This is a genomic window from Epilithonimonas tenax DSM 16811, from assembly GCF_000428485.1.
Taxonomy (GTDB): domain Bacteria; phylum Bacteroidota; class Bacteroidia; order Flavobacteriales; family Weeksellaceae; genus Epilithonimonas; species Epilithonimonas tenax.
On record NZ_AUAA01000007.1, the window covers coordinates 14719 to 32104 of the forward strand.

19 protein-coding genes are annotated in these 17386 nt (G+C 38.2%); 10 read left to right on the forward strand and 9 right to left on the reverse strand.

Annotated elements, in window-relative coordinates; all coding sequences use genetic code 11:
- Positions 1–10 precede the first annotated feature (10 nt).
- Complete coding sequence (locus F564_RS0104790; RefSeq protein ID WP_028121616.1) at positions 11–451, forward strand: hypothetical protein; 441 nt, start codon at positions 11–13, stop codon at positions 449–451.
- Here F564_RS0104790 and F564_RS0104795 read toward each other — a convergent pair.
- Positions 444–1391: a YihY/virulence factor BrkB family protein gene (locus F564_RS0104795; RefSeq protein ID WP_028121617.1), complete on the reverse strand. Its 948-nt coding sequence runs from the start codon at positions 1389–1391 to the stop codon at positions 444–446. The genes F564_RS0104790 and F564_RS0104795 overlap by 8 nt on opposite strands.
- A 39-nt stretch (positions 1392–1430) precedes the next feature.
- Positions 1431–1949 carry a gamma carbonic anhydrase family protein gene (locus tag F564_RS0104800; protein ID WP_028121618.1) on the reverse strand — a complete coding sequence of 173 codons (519 nt, stop codon included), beginning with the start codon at positions 1947–1949 and terminating at the stop codon, positions 1431–1433.
- Positions 1950–2254: 305 nt separating this feature from the next.
- Here F564_RS0104800 and F564_RS0104810 point away from each other — a divergent pair, with 305 nt between their 5' ends.
- The 9 genes from F564_RS0104810 (at position 2255) to F564_RS18705 (ending at position 10215) form a co-directional block, all read left to right on the forward strand.
- Positions 2255–3133, forward strand: a complete 879-nt coding sequence (locus F564_RS0104810) for a NifU family protein (protein ID WP_028121620.1) — start codon at positions 2255–2257, stop codon at positions 3131–3133.
- A gap of 68 nt (positions 3134–3201) precedes the next feature.
- Positions 3202–4239 (forward strand): ferrochelatase, encoded by a 1038-nt coding sequence (gene hemH / locus F564_RS0104815; RefSeq protein ID WP_034980767.1) that lies wholly within the window; start codon positions 3202–3204, stop codon positions 4237–4239.
- Between the two features lie 12 nt (positions 4240–4251).
- Positions 4252–4632 carry a VOC family protein gene (locus tag F564_RS0104820; protein ID WP_028121622.1) on the forward strand — a complete coding sequence of 127 codons (381 nt, stop codon included), beginning with the start codon at positions 4252–4254 and terminating at the stop codon, positions 4630–4632.
- A 364-nt stretch (positions 4633–4996) separates the two neighbouring features.
- On the forward strand, positions 4997–5821 hold the full coding sequence (locus F564_RS18700; protein ID WP_034980770.1) for a hypothetical protein: 825 nt from the start codon (positions 4997–4999) through the stop codon (positions 5819–5821).
- 117 nt (positions 5822–5938) lie between these two features.
- On the forward strand, positions 5939–6097 hold the full coding sequence (locus tag F564_RS20540) for a hypothetical protein (RefSeq protein WP_154656807.1): 159 nt from the start codon (positions 5939–5941) through the stop codon (positions 6095–6097).
- A 144-nt stretch (positions 6098–6241) separates the two neighbouring features.
- On the forward strand, positions 6242–6796 hold the full coding sequence (ruvC, locus tag F564_RS0104835; RefSeq protein ID WP_028121623.1) for a crossover junction endodeoxyribonuclease RuvC: 555 nt from the start codon (positions 6242–6244) through the stop codon (positions 6794–6796).
- Positions 6797–6863: 67 nt separating this feature from the next.
- The gene (locus tag F564_RS0104840) at positions 6864–8987 is read left to right on the forward strand and encodes a helix-turn-helix domain-containing protein (protein WP_028121624.1); all 2124 of its coding nucleotides are present in this window, start codon (positions 6864–6866) and stop codon (positions 8985–8987) included.
- 83 nt (positions 8988–9070) lie between these two features.
- Positions 9071–9838, forward strand: coding sequence for a hypothetical protein (locus F564_RS0104845; RefSeq protein ID WP_028121625.1), 768 nt, complete (start codon positions 9071–9073; stop codon positions 9836–9838).
- A complete protein-coding gene (locus F564_RS18705; RefSeq protein WP_228373860.1) occupies positions 9835–10215 on the forward strand; it encodes a type II toxin-antitoxin system VapC family toxin in 381 nt (126 codons plus the stop codon). The genes F564_RS0104845 and F564_RS18705 overlap by 4 nt, the downstream gene beginning before the upstream one ends.
- Before the next feature lie 221 nt (positions 10216–10436).
- On the opposite strand, the gene serS is transcribed toward F564_RS18705, so the two are convergent.
- The 7 genes from serS to F564_RS0104885 form a co-directional block, all read right to left on the reverse strand.
- Positions 10437–11705, reverse strand: coding sequence for a serine--tRNA ligase (serS, locus tag F564_RS0104855; protein WP_028121626.1), 1269 nt, complete (start codon positions 11703–11705; stop codon positions 10437–10439).
- A 116-nt stretch (positions 11706–11821) separates the two neighbouring features.
- On the reverse strand, positions 11822–12325 hold the full coding sequence (locus F564_RS0104860) for a hypothetical protein (protein WP_034980773.1): 504 nt from the start codon (positions 12323–12325) through the stop codon (positions 11822–11824).
- Between the two features lie 32 nt (positions 12326–12357).
- Positions 12358–13599 (reverse strand): oligosaccharide flippase family protein, encoded by a 1242-nt coding sequence (locus tag F564_RS18710; RefSeq protein ID WP_051259561.1) that lies wholly within the window; start codon positions 13597–13599, stop codon positions 12358–12360.
- Positions 13596–14735, reverse strand: coding sequence for a glycosyltransferase (locus tag F564_RS0104870; protein WP_154656808.1), 1140 nt, complete (start codon positions 14733–14735; stop codon positions 13596–13598). Before F564_RS0104870 ends, F564_RS18710 begins: the two co-directional genes overlap by 4 nt.
- A gap of 34 nt (positions 14736–14769) precedes the next feature.
- Positions 14770–15258, reverse strand: a complete 489-nt coding sequence (locus F564_RS0104875) for a hypothetical protein (protein WP_028121629.1) — start codon at positions 15256–15258, stop codon at positions 14770–14772.
- 85 nt (positions 15259–15343) lie between these two features.
- Positions 15344–16426 carry a hypothetical protein gene (locus tag F564_RS0104880; RefSeq protein WP_154656809.1) on the reverse strand — a complete coding sequence of 361 codons (1083 nt, stop codon included), beginning with the start codon at positions 16424–16426 and terminating at the stop codon, positions 15344–15346.
- Between the two features lie 111 nt (positions 16427–16537).
- The gene (locus tag F564_RS0104885; protein WP_028121631.1) at positions 16538–17323 is read right to left on the reverse strand and encodes a (Fe-S)-binding protein; all 786 of its coding nucleotides are present in this window, start codon (positions 17321–17323) and stop codon (positions 16538–16540) included.
- Positions 17324–17386: the final 63 nt, after the last annotated feature.

Here is a 17386-nt window from a genome sequence, read left to right on the forward strand (position 1 = left end):
AATTCAAAATATGATGATGAAACATTTGATGTTCCTCAGTGTACTTTCTGTGTTCGCAATCTCCTGCAAACCAGTCAACACTATAGAAAACCTGCCAAAACCCCTGCCAGAAAGGCCAAATGACAACGTTGGATCCGGCACTCTGGATCAAGAAGAATCCCAGGAAATGGAGCGCTTGAAAGCCGAAATCACAGCATTGGCACACAGCGAAAAATGCAGTAATCCTACAGACTGGAAAACCGTCGGACTTGGCGTAAAAGCCTGCGGCGGACCGGTGAGCTACATTGCATACTCCAATAAAATAGATGAGAACGCTTTTCTGCAGAAAGTGGATCTTTACAATCAGAAAATGTCTGGACACAACAAAAAACACAACCTGACGTCAGATTGTATGGTAGTTATGCAACCGGAAAATATAGCTTGCGAAAACGAAAAACCAGTGTTCAAGTGATTCCAGAATTCTGAGAAAGGCTTTGGTTTTTCTGCTCTTCAGCATCTCTGTATAATTTTGCCTTGCTCCATCTGGCATGCTTTGACGGGACAATTTTATGTCCTTTTTTGTAGGCATAGATCTTGGTAAACTCTGCCCCGAAAAATATCAGCTGGCAAGAGTAATTGATCCACATCATCAGCAAAATTACAGTTCCTGCCGCTCCGAAAACCGAAGTCGGTTTTGAAAAATCAAAATAGAAACTCATCAGCATTTTTCCTACATTGAAGAGCAAAGCCGTTACAATAGCACCAATCCAAACAGACTTCCACTCGATTTCCACATCCGGCAATACCTTAAACATAATGGCAAATAAGACTGTAATAACCGCAAAGCCAAGAATGAAGTTGCTACCCTGAATCAGCACATAAGCTTCGAGTCCAAAATATTTGGTAATCAATCCGTTGGCCAAACCAATAACCGATGAAAGAACCATACTGATCAATAACAAAAAAGCAATGACGAGAATCATTCCAAGTGAGTTGGCCCGATCCAAGATAAACTTCTGCCACGCTTTTTTAGGCGCAGACTCCACATCCCAAAGGTTATTAAGCGTGGTCTGCATTTGGAAAAACAAACTGGTTGCACCAAAAACCAAAGTTGCCACGCCTAATGCTTTCATCCAAAAGTTCTCCTTATCTATCATTGCACTGGCGATGATATCCTGAATACTTTTTGCCCCATCATAACCCATCACACCCTGGATCTGGCGTCTGATTTCTCCATTCACAGCTTCTTCCCCAAAAAAATGACCCGCAGTCCAGATGATGATAATCAGCAATCCTGGCAAAGCAAATATCGCATTATACGCCATACTGGCGCTGTCTTTGGAAGCGGAGGAAGCGGTCCACTCATCAAATGTGTCTTTCAAAATTCCCCAAAAAGATCTCAGTTTTGTCATAGTAAGCATTTCTTAGGAAAATTCAATTGTTGTACCACTTTAGTCCTGCTTGTACCAGCTGGCGTATTTTACGTAATTATTAGCAATCCTGTCGATCTCGCCTTCTATCAGGTTTTGAGAAACATCTTTCACTTTCTTTGCCGGAACGCCAGCCCAGATCTCACCTTCCTTAATATGTGTATTGGCAGTCACAACAGCACCTGCCGCTACGATACTATTGCTTTCTACAACGCAGTCATCCATCACAATCGCGCCCATTCCTATTAGAACGTTATCTTTGATCGTGCAGCCGTGAACAATCGCGTTGTGACCTATCGAAACGTGATTCCCAATCGTTGTCGGACTTTTTTTATACGTACAGTGGATCATGGCATTGTCCTGGACATTCACTTTATTCCCCATTTTGATGTAATGTACATCACCTCTCAAAACCGCGTTGTACCAAATACTGCAGTCGTCTCCCATCGTTACATCACCTATGATCACCGCTGTTTCTGCTACAAAAGCATTCTCTCCAAACTGTGGTTCCTTGCCTAAAAGTTCTCTTATAATTGCCATTATTTTTAAAATTTTTAATTAATATTATTGGGCGCCTTTATCCGTCCTCCACTCTCAATCTTTTTTGCAGACGCTTTCTATACCAATAGAAAATTAAGTCAAAGCAAAAAAGGATTTCCGTTCAGACCGGGGCGCAAATTCGTCATCTTTGAACGTTTCGCCATCCGAAACAGCCAAAATCAAACCAATAGAAAAAATCGAAGATCTGCAAACCCACTCATAATCAAAACTTAACACAACATTGGGATTCAGCGGCTTTTTTGTTCCACCAATTTACGATATTTTTGTACTTCAATATACTTAAAATGAGACAAATCATTATAGAACCAACAGAGAATCCAAAAGTGATGAAGTTTGTAACAGACTACAACCTCATCCCAGGATCTTTGGAGCTTGACAGAGCATCTGATATTTCAGAAATTCCGTTGGCACAAGAACTTTTCAATTACCCATTCGTCAACAGAATTTTCATCACAGCCAATTTCATCGCAGTAGCGAAAGAAGACACCGTAGAATGGGAACACGTTTCCGAAAGCCTGAAAAACATCATCGAGGATGAGCTGCTCGCAAATCCAAGAATCTATCTTCAAAAGAAGAAGGAAAATTATCAGATCTATTCTGAGATGACGCCCAATCCTGCCGTGATGAAATTCATTTCTAGCAAAATGCTGATGGATGGTTTTATCGAGGTCAAATCCAGAGAAGAAGCAGACGCCGTTCCTTTGGCAAAAGAGTTATATGAAGCATTTGACTTTGTGAAAGAAATTTATGTGAGTGATAACTTTGTTGCCGTCACCAAAGACGGCCAGTTTGAGTGGCACGAGATTATGGCGCAGGTGAGGACTTTCATCGCAGAATTCTTGCAGGCAGGTAAAACTATTTCTACCGCAGAGCCTCACAACCACGAAAGTCCAATGTTGAAAATCATCAACAGAGAATATACGGATGACGAACAAAAGATCAGTGACATCCTGAATGAATATGTGGCACCGGCAGTAGAAAACGATGGTGGGAAAATCTCCCTTATAGAATATGACGGAGAAAGCAAAACCGCAAGAATGTTGCTCCAAGGCGCGTGCAGCGGTTGCCCATCTTCCACAGCCACACTTAAAAACGGCATCCAGAATATTCTGAAACAATTTGTTCCGGAATTGGTAGAAACTGTGGAAGCTGTAAACGGATAATTTAGTTAATCGTGAATGTTTGTCTGCTGATAGACTTTCTGAAGCTTTAAAAAAAAATAATTTCAATATTGGAAACCAATCATAAAAAAGGAATTCTTCTCGTGAACCTCGGATCTCCGAAGTCGACGGACGTAAAAGATGTCAAAAATTATCTGGACGAGTTCCTGATGGACGAAAAAGTCATCGATTACCGATGGATTTTCCGTGCGCTTTTGGTCCAGGGCATCATCCTGAAAACCCGACCAAAAAAATCTGCAGAAGCCTACAAAACAGTCTGGACAGACGAAGGCTCGCCTCTGATCGTGATCTCCAAACATCTCCAGAAAAGACTTCAGGAGATTGTAGATGTACCTGTTGGTTTGGGAATGCGCTATGCAGAACCATCTATACAAACCGGGATCCAGGAATTGGTAGACCAAGGCATTACAGAGATCACACTGTTCCCACTTTATCCGCAATACGCGATGAGCACAACAGAAACCGTCATTGATAAAGCGGAGGAAGTACGATTGAAATTCTTCCCGGATATCAAGATCAATTACGTGGAGCCATTCTACGACCGAGAGATGTACATCAATGCTTTAGCGGAAAGCATCAGAGAAAAACTACCGCCAGATTTTGATTTGCTGCAGTTCTCATATCACGGTGTCCCGGAACGTCACATTTACAAAACCGACCCTACGAACACTTGCAATATGAATAATTGCTGCCAAAAGGAAGACAATCCTTCGCACAAATTCTGCTACAGACACCAGTGTTATAAAGTGACCGAATTGGTGTGCAAAAAATTGGGCTTACCAAAAGAAAAGGTGATGGTCACCTTCCAGTCCAGACTCGGCAAAGACAAATGGATGGAGCCTTATACAGACGCTACGTTGGAAGGTCTTGGCAAAAAAGGCATCAAGAAACTGGCAATCGTTTGTCCTGCTTTTGTATCCGATTGTCTGGAAACTTTGGAAGAGATCTCTGTGGAAGGAAAGGAGATTTTCCTGCACGGCGGCGGTGAAAGATTCGATTACATCCCCTGTCTGAACGAGGAACAAAGCTGGGTAAACGTGGTGAAAACACTTTGTGAAGAAAAACTGAATGATTTTTATTTTCATTAATATTCAAATAAAATGGTTTTCCGATACGCACGACACACGCAGAATCTTGAGAAGCTGATTTATTTTTACACTTCGGTATTGGAGTTTGAAGTGATTGGGAAGTTTGAAGCTCATAATGGCTATGATGGCGTTTTTCTGGGGAAAGCTGGCGAAAACTGGCATCTGGAGTTCACACAGGATGGGCATCTGCCGAAATCTCAGTTTGATGAAGACGATATCTTGGTGTTCTATCCGGAAACTTTGGTGGAGTTCCAGAAGATCCTTGCCAACCTGGAATATTACAAAGTACCTCTTCTCACGCCGAAGAATCCTTACTGGAAAGAAAACGGCATCTGTTTCCAAGATTGTGATCATCACAACATCATCGTTTCTGACCTTAGAATTACTGAATAAATAGAACCGGCTTCAATAAAAATTGAGGTCGGTTTTTTTTCAGGCTGCTCCTGAGACTATTATGCATTTTGCAGATATCATCCTGTGACTAATAAATGTAGTTTTTTCTATTTCTTTATTTAATTAAATGCCTGTGTTTATCTTAAAAGTAACAGTGATTGTAAAAACTTTGACTTTCCTAGCAATAAAAAACTAAAGCTTATACGAAGATTTGAAAAAAATACTGACAAAAATAAGATAAACTAAGCCGTTTTACTTATTTTCGAAAGACGAACATTCAAAATTCAAAAGGACCTTGATTTGATTTGATTAAATATATTTCCATTAATCAGCAATTCTAATCCTAAATGGTTCACAAAAAACTATGACAAAATTTAAATTCTTATCCCTGATTCTTATACTTATACTTTTCACAAGCTGCGATTTTATCCGGAACAGTTTTACGTATAAAGATAAAACAGAAGTCTTTGTTGAGTCTATGATGAAGAAAGATTATGATAGATGTATTTCTCAAATGGCCTTGGAAAGTCCGACAGGGAGAAATACAAATATGGACACTTTGAAGGCTGGTTTGGACAATTTCAGAACTTTGGTGGGCAGTAATTTCGGGGATGGTAAGTTTGAATATTCTCTTATGAAAGCCGAAAAAAAGCGTTCTACTGTTGCAAGTGAAAACACATCTCCTAATACAACATTGGCATTAGTTGAATTTTCTAATGAGAAAAAATTTGGTGTTTTCCGGGTGTTGTTCGATGACAAATCGAAGAAGATCATCAATATAGATACACTACAAGTAAATGAGTCCAAACCTCATATGTTATTATTTTGGCTTTTCGGGCTTATTCCAATGGTCGTTTTACTTTTTAATATTTATGTGATCAGAGAAATTAAAAAAAGTACGCTCACGAAAAAATGGATAAAATACTTGGCTGTTCTTTTTTTCAACGTACCAGCTATTTCTTATGCAGCGGTTGGGGGTTTATCTTTCAAATTATTAAATTTCCAAATTCTATTTGGAGTCAGTTTTAGTGCAATGGGTTATCTTGGTTCTGTATGGACATTTGGGATTCCTTTGGGTGGAATGTATTGGTTATATAAACTGAAACAACGTAAGGAGAGTGAAGTTTTCAACCAACAAATGGACACGGCGAATGATGATAAAACCGTAAGCGATATCACAGATTCGTAGTTGACTATTTTGTTAAAAAAACCTAAAAATCATTGTTTTATTGAGATTCATCAAATCACGATGCTTCGTGAATGGGTCATTTTATGGATCTTTCTACTGGATGACAACCATTGATTGGTGACAAAACCCATAGCCCTGATGGGAGCGGTTACCCCACAGCAGGCGTTGGGAAAAGCTTTGGCGCGAGGAGTAGTAGCGGACAGCAGGTTCCCGGCTTCTGATTGTATTTTTCAAAAAGTACAAGCGTGGATAAAAAGAAAAAGAAAGGATTGGTAAACCCGACGTCAAAGACGACTGAAACAGTAAGTACACGCCCTGTTTTGATGCTTTAGGTTTTAGGTGTTTCAAATCTCATCAGTTTTCATTAAAATATCATTCAGCTTTAGATCTTTATGAAAATCTTAACGTATTTTTGTGCTTATGCAAGTTGAAAAAATAATTTTAGGAATTGATCCGGGAACATCCATTATGGGCTTCGGGATCATCTCTGTGAAAGGAGGAAAAATGGAGTTGATCGTCATGCACGAGTTGGTGTTGAAGAAATATGAAAATCACGAAACCAAACTTAAAGTTATTTTTGACAAGACTTTAGCATTGATAGATGAATATCATCCTGACGAAACCGCTCTGGAAGCACCTTTCTTCGGTAAGAATGTCCAAAGTATGCTGAAACTGGGACGCGCGCAAGGCGTTGCGATCGCAGCAAGTCTTCACAGAAACATTCCGATTACCGAATATTCTCCTAAAAAAGTAAAAATGGCGATCACCGGAAACGGAAATGCCAGCAAAGAACAGGTGGCAGGAATGCTGCAAAACCTTCTGAAACTGAAAGAATTCCCGACGAAATATCTGGATGCCTCCGATGGTTTGGCAGTAGCCGTGTGTCATCATTTCAATTCCGGAACTATTGCAACAGACAAATCATACTCTGGCTGGGACAGCTTTCTGAAACAGAATCCGGATCGCGTGAAGTAGTTTGCAGATGATTTTACTTTTGCCTTGCCTCTTGATTTTTGTTTCCTGATTCTTTACCTTTGACCCGATGAATGATTCCCTTTTTGACCTGATCGAACATACCAATCGAAGTCTCTTTCTAACCGGAAAAGCCGGAACAGGGAAGACAACTTTCCTTAATGATTTTGTCAAAAAAACTAAGAAAAAGCACATCGTAGTGGCACCAACGGGTATCGCTGCAATCAATGCTGGCGGCGTTACCATCCATTCTATGTTTGGCCTGCCACTGAGAACTTTTCTCCCGACGACGGAAAGAATCGATCAGAATATGGCGAATAATATTGCCGACCTGATGGTTCACTTCAAATACCGAAAAGACAAACTGAAACTTCTCCGGGAAATCGAAATCATTGTTATTGATGAAGCCTCGATGCTGCGTTCGGATGTCTTGGATATGATGGATTTTTCCTTGAGACACGTTCGCAGGAATCAGCAGAAATTTGGTGGTGTTCAGATTCTTTTTATCGGCGATCTTTACCAGTTGCCACCAGTTGTTCGGGACGAATATGTTCTTGCCAAATATTACAAATCGCCTTTCTTTTTCCACGCAAAGGCATTGGAAGAAGTCCAATTAATCACCATCGAACTTACTAAAGTTTACCGCCAAACCGATGAGACTTTTCTTGATATATTAAATGCCATCCGCAACGGCATCTCGGAAGACATCGATTTTGACTTATTGAATTCCAGATATCAGCCGGATTTTGATTCCAAAGATGAAGCCTACGTTTATCTCTGTTCGCACAACAAAATGGCGGACGACATCAATCAGAAAAAGCTGAAGGAACTTGGAGGCAGATCTCATTTGTACAATGCAGATGTGGTGGGCGAATTCAAGGAAACCCAATATCCGAATGATGAGGTTTTGGAACTGAAGATTGGGGCGCAGATTATGTTCATCCGAAATGACACGTCTTCTGACAAAAAATATTACAACGGAAAATTAGCCCAAATCTCTTATCTAGACGAAGATGAGATCTCTGTGATTCTGGACGGAAGCGAAGAAGAAATCACACTGAAAGCAGAAACTTGGGAACAGAAGCGCTATTCTCTGGATGCGGATAAAAATATTAAAGAAGAAGTTTTAGGAAGTTTCAAACAATTTCCGATTCGGCTGGCTTGGGCCGTTACGATCCATAAAAGTCAGGGTTTGACATTCGATAGATTGATCATTGATGCCGGGAAAAGTTTTGCTTCGGGTCAGGTGTATGTGGCGCTTTCGCGTTGCCGGACTTTGGAAGGTATTATTTTGAAATCGAAGATTACGCCTGACGTCATTTTCTGTGACAAAAGGGTTTCAAAATTTCAGGACGAGACGCACGCCAATTCCAAAATGGAGGAGATCATCAATTCTGAAAAGTACGATTACAGCATCCAGAAAGTGGTGAGAAGAATTGATTGCGTGTGGTTTCTTTCGGCTTTGGAAAATTGGAATATCACGACGAAAAGCAGCAAATTCATTGATAAAGACAGAACCCAAAAGCTGTACCTTACGCTAAGATCTGAGATAGAAAATCTGACCGTCATCTTCCAGAAGTTTGAAAGGATCTTGGTTCAGAAAACCCAGAAATTCCTGAAAGGGGAAGAGGAATGGGCGGAAGTTGAGATCAAGGCTAAAGGTGCCGTCAATTTCTTTTTCTCGAATGTGAATGAGAAAATCTTCTCGCCACTCAAAGACTACTATTCTGAAACGAAAGCTGTCAAAGGTTTAAAATCTTTTAATGAAGATTTCCGTGTTTGGCTGGATGATGTCGAAGAATATCTGAAAGACCTAAAGGATGTACATCTCCTGGAAACACCATTATTCGATAAGGAAAAAGACACTGAGATCTCCATGGCAATCAAGAAAGTGCCAACGCACGTTTTGACCTACCAACTATTCCAAAATGGGAAAACGGTCTCTGAAATTGCTAAAGAACGAGGCCTGGTGAGCTCCACTATTTTTGGACATCTATCCAAATATGCTGAACAGAATTTGCTTGATAAAAATGATCTGTTAAGAATCTATCCGAAGGAAAAGGTGGAGGCGTTTGAAAAGGTGTTCAAGCACAATCCAAAAGACAATATCAATGACTGGAAAGCCGCCTTGCCTGCTGAATTTGATTTTAGCGAGATCCGCTTGATCTGGAATTATTATTTGAATTTGAAGTAAGCTCAATCCCACTTTTATTAAATTCCGAAGGGATAATACTTAAGTTTTATCTGTAATCTTTATTTTTTTGTTATTTTTGAATTGTGGAAGAACAAGGTTACATAGAAATCAGAGTTGACAATATCAATAATTCATTAACTCCTAAAGATGTTGATATTAACGAAGTAAAAAACGTTATATCTGACATCGAAACATTCTTGTACCCCACAAGAGAAGAAAAAAAATTGCGCCCTCAAATTTCTTACGATATTGAATCAGGTTCTGCAAAACACAAATTCTATCTTCCAATTTCAGCGGTTATTCTTTTCAACGGACTTACCACAGAAATCCGTAAAAGGAAATCTTTAGATTTTTTAGACTACAAACGTCAAGAAGTCATTGATAAATTTCAAAAAAAAGCCATTAAAGAAGGATTTAGCATTGAATTTAATAATTCGCTATCTACAGAATCATCTTTAGTTATTGATACAAGTACCAACTACGATATGATTGCTCCGAAATTTTATGAAAGTGAGTTTTATTTGTATGGGGAAATTTATCAAGAAGGCGGAAAAAATCCGAATATTCATATTTCCACCTCAAAGTTTGGTAACATAACGATTTCAGCTACTAAAGAGCAAATTTTAAATGGAGAAAAGAAAACATATAAGCCATATGGTGTAAAGGTTAAAGGAAAAAAAAGCCTCTCGGATGGCAAATTCAATGATTTGAAATTAGTTGAATTCATTAATTATCGTCCTTCTTTTGATAAGTCTTTATTAGATAAAATAATTGACAGAGCATCTAAAAATTTGAATAAAATTACAAATATAGATCAGTGGATTGATGGTTTAAAAACTGAAGGAATATGAAAGGTATTGAGAGTATTCTTTTAGATAATTCATTTGTAACAAGATTATTAAAAGCTGACGACGAATATCACACAACTGTTGTAGAATATTTTCAATATTTTCTGGAAAATAATATTATTTTGTATTTGTCTACTATTGTCATTGGTGAATATGCAGTTGCTGATAACCCTGATAACTTACTAGCATTAAATGCTTTTCAAATATTAGAATTTGATTACGGAGATGCAAAAATTTCTGGAGATTATTATGCATTTTTAAAAGACAATCAAGATTTGCGAAAAACTGAGGAGAGAAAAGTTATAATAAATGACTTAAGCTTCTCGCACAAATACAAAATAGAGGTATTGATGCATTTATCACTAAAGATCAAAAAATGATCCCAAAAATGATAACACCTCTTAAAGAAAATAAAAATTTGAATTTCGAATATTTAGATTTAACAATTCCTCTTAAAGATAAATTGGGTTTACTATTTTAGAACAATAATAAAACTGAATTTTATACTTTTTTTATCGAAACAAAAATAAAAGTCGCAAATTAACTTTGCGACTATACAGTATATATAAAATAGAAATTTCCGACTTTGCGATAATGGGGATTAATTAATCAAGTCAAACCTTGCATATTCTGCAATTTTCTTCGGCAATCTGATGCCTTCTTCGGTTTGGTTGTTTTCTAAAAGTGCAGCCATAATTCTTGGTAAGGCCATTGCAGAACCATTTAGTGTGTGAACCAATTGCGTTTTTCCGTCTGTTTTGTATCGGCATTTCAAACGCGTTGCCTGGAAAGTTTCGAAGTTGGAAACGGAACTTACTTCCAACCATTTTTCCTGCGCTGCGCTCCACACTTCGAAGTCGTAAGTCATTGCTGAAGCAAAACCTGTGTCGCCTCCACAAAGTCTCAGGATTCTGTAAGGCAGTTCCAGATCTTCCAAAATGGATTTGATATGATCTACCATTTCTTCCAGAACAGCGTAGGAATTTTCCGGTTTTTCAAGTCTTACAATCTCCACTTTCTCGAATTGGTGAAGCCTGTTCAAACCTCTCACGTGCGCACCGTAGCTTCCGGCTTCTCTTCTGTAACATTGGGAAAATGCGGTGTTCTTGATCGGAAGGTCTTTCTCATCCAGCAAAACATCACGGTAAAGATTGGTTACCGGCACTTCCGCCGTTGGAATCAGAAACAATTTGTCTTCGTTCACATAGTACATTTGGCCCTCTTTATCAGGCAACTGTCCTGTTCCGTAGCCAGAAGCTTCGTTCACTACGTGTGGTGGATTCACCTCCAGATAACCTGCATCTACATTTTTATCCAGGAAATACTGAACCAAAGCCCTCTGCAATCTCGCACCTTTCCCGAAATAGACAGGGAAACCGGCACCAGCGATTTTAACGCCCAATTCGAAGTCGATCAAATTATATTTTTTCGCCAATTCCCAATGTGGGATAGCACCTTCGCCAAGACCTTCAACCGTTGTAGATTCATAAATAATCTCGTTGTCATCGGCAGAAACGCCTGCAACCACCTTTTCGTAAGGCACATTCGGGATCTGATAAAGAATATTGAGCAAGTTGGTCTCAGCCTCATTTAGTTGAGATTGTAATTCTTTGCTGGAATCTTTGTATTGAGAAGTTTTGGATTTTGCCGCTTCAGCTTCCTCTTTTTTTCCGTCTTTCATCAAAATTCCAATTTCTTTCGAAATTTTGTTCATCTCGGAAAGTTGTGAGTCCAGCTCAAACTGTAGTTTTTTTCTTTCGTCGTCAGCGTTGATGGCTGCATCGACCAAATCTAATTCCTTGAAGCTTCTTTTCTTCAAGCCTTCCAAAACGCGCTCTTTGTTCTCGCGCAAAAAATTAACCTGTAACATAGTTTGGTTGTTGGTTGATAGTTGTTGGTTGCCAAAAATTCATATAATTCCTGACTGTGATTGCAAATTTAATGATTTTATTTAATGATCTTATTTAATGATCTTATTTAATGATCTTATTTAATGATCTTGACAATATTTGGCTGTCCTGGAACTTTTGTGAATTTCAGTTCGTTGTTGTACCAGAGTTTTGAGATCTGGAAAAGAGAGGCTGTTGACTTATATTCGATCTTAATGGTGTCAAAATCATCTGGTGGTACGGCATCTGTTTTCGTCAGTCTAATCACAAATCTGGAATAGTAGGTCTGCACATTGTCATTGCTGAGAGAATCTACCTTCAGCCGGATAGCTCCAGCCGGATAATCCATATAAACAACGGTGTCTGCATCTTTTGGGAAGCTGTATCCTGTAATCGCCTGCAAATCCTTTTGTCCTAAAAGGTCCTGCAAAATAACTGTAGAATAGGAACCTTTGATTCTGGAATTCAGCAAATCCTGACCAGCGGTATTTTGCATGTAGAGTTTCAGCACCTGATCTATGGTCTGTATTTCTGTCTCATCTCTTTGGCAAGAGAAAAGAACGATAAGAGCTGATAAAATTATGGATATCTTGAGTTTCATCAATGCAAAGATAATTCTAAAATATGAATGCTTTACGGTAGCTTTTTAAGATAATTTCTAAAACATAGCATGTAAGCCGATCCTTCCCAGATAATCATACAGGCCAAAGAAATACCCATTCCTAAGACGCCAAAAGCTGGCACCAGAAAAAATGAGACAATACCCAGCAGAATTAATGATATGACGGACACCATTGTATTGATCTCTATTTTACCAACAGCAGGCAGCAGATTACCAAACAGGTTTCTGGAAAGCATTCCAAATGTAAAACCAAAAAGTAATACCATCATCAAATTATCATTATCAATATAATTTTTCCCGAAGAAAAACGCAATTAAAATATCTTTGGAAAAATAGAAAAACAGCAATATACCAATGCAGACCGGAATAAATAGCTTGTAATAATTTCTGATATAAGAAGTTAAAAAAGATTTGTTTTCATAATTTTTGGAAAGAAGCGGATAGTCGCTCTGCATAAAACTGATGGCTAAAAAAGGAATATTGGATGGTAATAAAATGGCTACTTTATAATGAGCAACAGCATTTGCATTCAAGAAAAAACCAAGAAGCAAAATATCCAAAGCAAATAAAGTTTCTGAAATGACAGACGTAGCAGCCGTAAAAATCCCGAATCGCCATAGTTCTTTCTTATGAGATGGCGCAGAAGCTTTCGCAGCAAAGATTTCTTTTTTTAACCAAAACAAAGACAAATACGGAATAATTGCGATAGCGAAAAGATAACCGTAGAATTTCCAAAAATAGGTGAAGACCATCAGGATGATAAAACCTCCGATATTGATAACATTATTGACGCTTGCAAAAACATTGTTCTTTCCAATAATTCTGTAATAAGTCTGGATATGATTACAGAGGTAAAATCCAAGTAATCTGATGCCGCAGAATAGGAATATGACATACACATTATCATACTTGTTTCCGTAAATGAAAGAAAACCCTAAAAAGATCAGAATCAATAGCACTTCGTACAGAAAACCTTTGTAGAAAAGATATGAAGATAATTTTTGTTTGTCATTATCTTCAGAAATTGATCCGAATCTTAATAAAATCTGATGGCTTCCCAAGCCAGAAAAGGGTAGAAAAATAGCGAACACAGACATCACAATACTTAGAATGCCATAATCACTTTCGGACAGCATTCTGATCATGACGATAGAACTTAAAAAGCCGCAAATTTTTGCAATCAGAAAAGAAAGAAAAACGTGATGTCCTTTGTTTTTAAAAAAACGGCTTAAAAATTCTTTCAGGCTGGTCATTCGTTTTCAAATCTAGGATTTCTTGCAACAATACGGTGATATACTGCAGCATATTGGGTTGCAATGGCTGTCTGAGAAAATGTGTCCTTGGCGTATTGCGAGATGGTCTCTTTGTTGGGTTTTGCCTTTTCATTCAGCAACTCTATCATAGCATTTTCCAACAGGAGTTCATCGGGCTTGTCCAGCAGTATTCCAAAATGATCCGGAAAAAATTCTGATATCCCACCCACATTGGTAGAGATGACACTGATTCCTGACGCGAAAGATTCTGCAATAACGCAGGGCTGGTTCTCATCTGTGCTGAAAAGGATAAAACAGTCAGAAGTCTTTAGCTTTTCCGAGACCTCTGCAAGCGTTAGTGTACCAAAAATCTCGATCTGATCTTCGAATCCTTGTTTTTTCACAAGCTTCCGCAAGACTTCAGTGTCACCATCGCCTCCAATTTTTAACCTGATCTGGTAACCTTTTTTTAACAATCTACATGTGACAGCCAGTATTTTTTCAGCATTTTTTCTGGGAATCAGATTAGAAATATGGACGAAGGTAAAATCGTCTTTTTGAAAATCAATGGGCTGAAAAAGCTCTGTATCCACAACATTGGGAACCACTTTCATAGATGTTTTGATGCCCAATGCTATGAGACTTTTTTTTAAGTCATTACTCACCGGCAAAATGACGGATGCCTGATTACCGATTATTTTAGCTGTATTTTTTATCACTGATGATGTAACAGTGTGATTGATTTTTCTAAGTGCCGTCCAATGTTCTGTTACGACAAAGGGAATTTTGTATTTCTTTTTCAGATAGACCGCAAAAAGCATATTGTTGTGAAGAACGTTGGCATGCACAAGATCTGGTCTTTTCATCTTTCCAAATCCCATTTGATAAGCTTTCATCCTTCTCATAAAATTCTGAATCGGATTTTTGGAATTTTTGTAATAAACGATCAATGTCCTAATGCCGTTGATCATTTGATCATCGATCACATAATGTTCCTGCTGCTCAAAATCTCCAATGGCGTGAAGGATTTCCACGTCGTGCAGCATTGCAACCGCTTCTGCATGACGCTGTACAAAATTACCATTTGTAGGTTCTAATTTATTCGGAAACCAAGAAGAAATGAAGAGTATGTTCAAAGTGTACTTTTGAAAGAGAAATTGAATCAGAATATTAAGCAATCGCAGACGCCCAACTCCTGCTGAATGGCTGAATAAAATGGCTCAAAAAATCAAGATAAGTATTTTTTGAAAAGTCAAAAACATGGATGTCTTTTGACAATTCACCCGTTTTGATTTTGTTTTTGAAATCCGAAAGTTTCAAAGTCTTGACTTCACCGTTTTCTATGAAGCTGGCCTTCATCCTGTCGAAGAGACCCAAGTCGAATTCCAGATCCAATGCTCTCATCACTTTTCCAAGAGCATCAATACTGCAGCCAGAAGCTGCTTCTTTCTCCTCATCAACACAAATGATGATGAATTGGTTTTTTTCAATTTTGAAAGAAGAGGACAATGCTTTTCCGTGAGCAGCCCAATCACCTAAAAAATCGTATAATCTTTCTGCTATGGTTTTGCTTTCTTTGGCCGTAAATGGTCTGGAAGCTGGGTATATGATGACGCGATAATCGCTTGTTTCTACAATATGTGATTCCTCAATTTTCATAAGAAGCTATTTATGGATTACTATGCTGATAAAATTACGTTTTGAAATTCGTAAAATGATTTTAAAAAGATAAAATTACGGATTTTTATCTAATTGCTCTTGCCCATAATGGCTTAAAAAAAACGAATCCATTTTTGTCAGAAGGTTTTACAGCGATTAGAATCAATAGTAGAATAAATGGTAAATGAAAACGTATTTCTACCGACGGAAATAACAAAAACTTCACAAACGTACAAGTCACCAAAAGTAATGATAACAGAAGGTACTTCTTCGGTAATCCAAAAAAATAAGATTTCGCAACATTGATAAACAACAGTAAAATCAGTACCGCTGAGATTTTCTTAAAGTTAAGAAGCTGATTAAGGGTGATTTTCAGATAGGTACTCCAGGTAAAATCCGCCTTGTCTGCTAGATCTATCCTACGTTCTATGAAGCTATCGTAGAAAAGATCGCCCCATCCTGGATAGTGAAAGAATTTTACAATCGAAAAATAGAGTAAGAAGCTCGTAATTATAGCCATTAAAACAGCAACCGATTTTACTGAATGAACATAGCCGGAAAAAATAATAAACAGCAAAGAAAACACAATACTGTCCGGCCTCACAAGTATTAGCAATGACAGAAGAAACATTTGAAACCAGAAATTTTTATTGGCAATCACAGACCAAAAAACCGTCACAAAAAGTAATGAACTGAGTAAATCAGGCGAGGCATTTTGGTACAACTCCAGAAGCTGAAAACCGTAAATAATGGCTAAAGTAATGGCCAGACTTGTAAAAAAAGCCATTTCATAACCAGTATTTAGCACATAAAACATCAATATCCCCAGCAAAAAAATGGATCCAAAATTGATCAGATAAATAGCGTCAATACTATTGATATTGAATAAGGTCAGAAATTGCACCACGCCTAAGTACAGTACTTTTACCTGATAGTATGGTAGTTGTTGACGAAAATAATGACTATCGACCGACATGGATTGCCTGTAGCCACTAGCTTCTGAAAAAGTAATATGATAATAGTCTGCCTTAGAAGCCTTAATCTTCAACAGCTGATAGGTTTTCTGATGAACATCCGCATCATTGTAACCGTCCAATTGAAAAATGCAACCAACATAAGCTGGCAGATCCCAATCGTATGTAATTTTTTTCGTTGTGTACGAAAGCAATAGGAATAAAGATATAATTAAAATGAAGATTTTAAAAAATTGATTATTCATGCAAGGAGAAAACTATAGGCAACAATGACAACTAAGTATTGATTTCAGATTTGTATCTGTTTAAAGATCCTCAGCTTCAGCCAAAAGCTCCACGATGTCCTTCACCTCTACTTCTGTATTTTTATTAAAATGCTTCACACCATCTGTCATCATCGTATTACAGAACGGGCAGCCTGTAGCAATGATCTTTGGCGCAAAGGAAAGCGCTTCTTCGGTTCTCTCCACATTGATGTCTTTATTTCCTTTTTCAGGCTCTTTAAACATCTGTGCGCCGCCTGCGCCACAGCATAATCCGTTGGTTTTACAGCGTTTCATTTCTACCAATTCGGCATCCAGCTTCTCGAGCAACATTCTTGGCGCTTCGTACTCATCGTTGCCTCTTCCGAGATAACAAGGATCGTGGAAGGTGATCTTTTTTCCTTTGAAACTACCGCCTTCTATTTTCAGTCTACCTTCATTCATCAAGTCCTTCAGGAATTGCGTATGGTGTAGCACTTCGTAATTCCCACCTAAACTTGGATATTCATTTTTTAAAGTATTGAAACAATGCGGACAAGCAGTCACGATCTTTTTGACCTCATAAGCATTCAAAACTTCGATGTTGGTCAAAGCCATCATCTGGAAAACAAATTCGTTCCCGGCACGTTTTGCAGGATCACCTGTGCAAGATTCTTCCTGACCTAGAACCGCAAATTCTACGCCTATTTTATTCAAGATCTTGCAGAATGCTTTGGTTATTTTTTTAGCTCTATCATCGAAGCTTCCGGCGCAGCCTACCCAGAAGAGAACTTCTGGAGATTTGCCTTCTGCAGCGTAGTCTGCCATTGTTTTTATAGTGAAATCCATTTTTTATAATTGACCCATATTATCAATGTAACAGTTTAACAATTAGTTAAACGACTGTTACAT

Excerpts from the sequence above, each read along its gene's own strand:
- F564_RS0104810 (WP_028121620.1), top strand. The coding sequence starts at position 2,255 with ATGAGACAAATCATTATAGAACCAACAGAGAATCCAAAAGTGATGAAG.
- F564_RS0104800 (WP_028121618.1), bottom strand. The coding sequence starts at position 1,949 with ATGGCAATTATAAGAGAACTTTTAGGCAAGGAACCACAGTTTGGAGAG.
- F564_RS18700 (WP_034980770.1), top strand. The coding sequence starts at position 4,997 with ATGACAAAATTTAAATTCTTATCCCTGATTCTTATACTTATACTTTTC.
- F564_RS18710 (WP_051259561.1), bottom strand. The coding sequence starts at position 13,599 with ATGACCAGCCTGAAAGAATTTTTAAGCCGTTTTTTTAAAAACAAAGGA.
- serS (WP_028121626.1), bottom strand. The coding sequence starts at position 11,705 with ATGTTACAGGTTAATTTTTTGCGCGAGAACAAAGAGCGCGTTTTGGAA.
- ruvC (WP_028121623.1), top strand. The coding sequence starts at position 6,242 with ATGCAAGTTGAAAAAATAATTTTAGGAATTGATCCGGGAACATCCATT.
- F564_RS18705 (WP_228373860.1), top strand. The coding sequence starts at position 9,835 with ATGAAAGGTATTGAGAGTATTCTTTTAGATAATTCATTTGTAACAAGA.
- F564_RS0104795 (WP_028121617.1), bottom strand. The coding sequence starts at position 1,391 with ATGACAAAACTGAGATCTTTTTGGGGAATTTTGAAAGACACATTTGAT.
- F564_RS0104885 (WP_028121631.1), bottom strand. The coding sequence starts at position 17,323 with ATGGATTTCACTATAAAAACAATGGCAGACTACGCTGCAGAAGGCAAA.
- F564_RS0104820 (WP_028121622.1), top strand. The coding sequence starts at position 4,252 with ATGGTTTTCCGATACGCACGACACACGCAGAATCTTGAGAAGCTGATT.
- F564_RS0104875 (WP_028121629.1), bottom strand. The coding sequence starts at position 15,258 with ATGAAAATTGAGGAATCACATATTGTAGAAACAAGCGATTATCGCGTC.
- F564_RS0104860 (WP_034980773.1), bottom strand. The coding sequence starts at position 12,325 with ATGAAACTCAAGATATCCATAATTTTATCAGCTCTTATCGTTCTTTTC.
- F564_RS0104840 (WP_028121624.1), top strand. The coding sequence starts at position 6,864 with ATGAATGATTCCCTTTTTGACCTGATCGAACATACCAATCGAAGTCTC.
- F564_RS0104790 (WP_028121616.1), top strand. The coding sequence starts at position 11 with ATGATGATGAAACATTTGATGTTCCTCAGTGTACTTTCTGTGTTCGCA.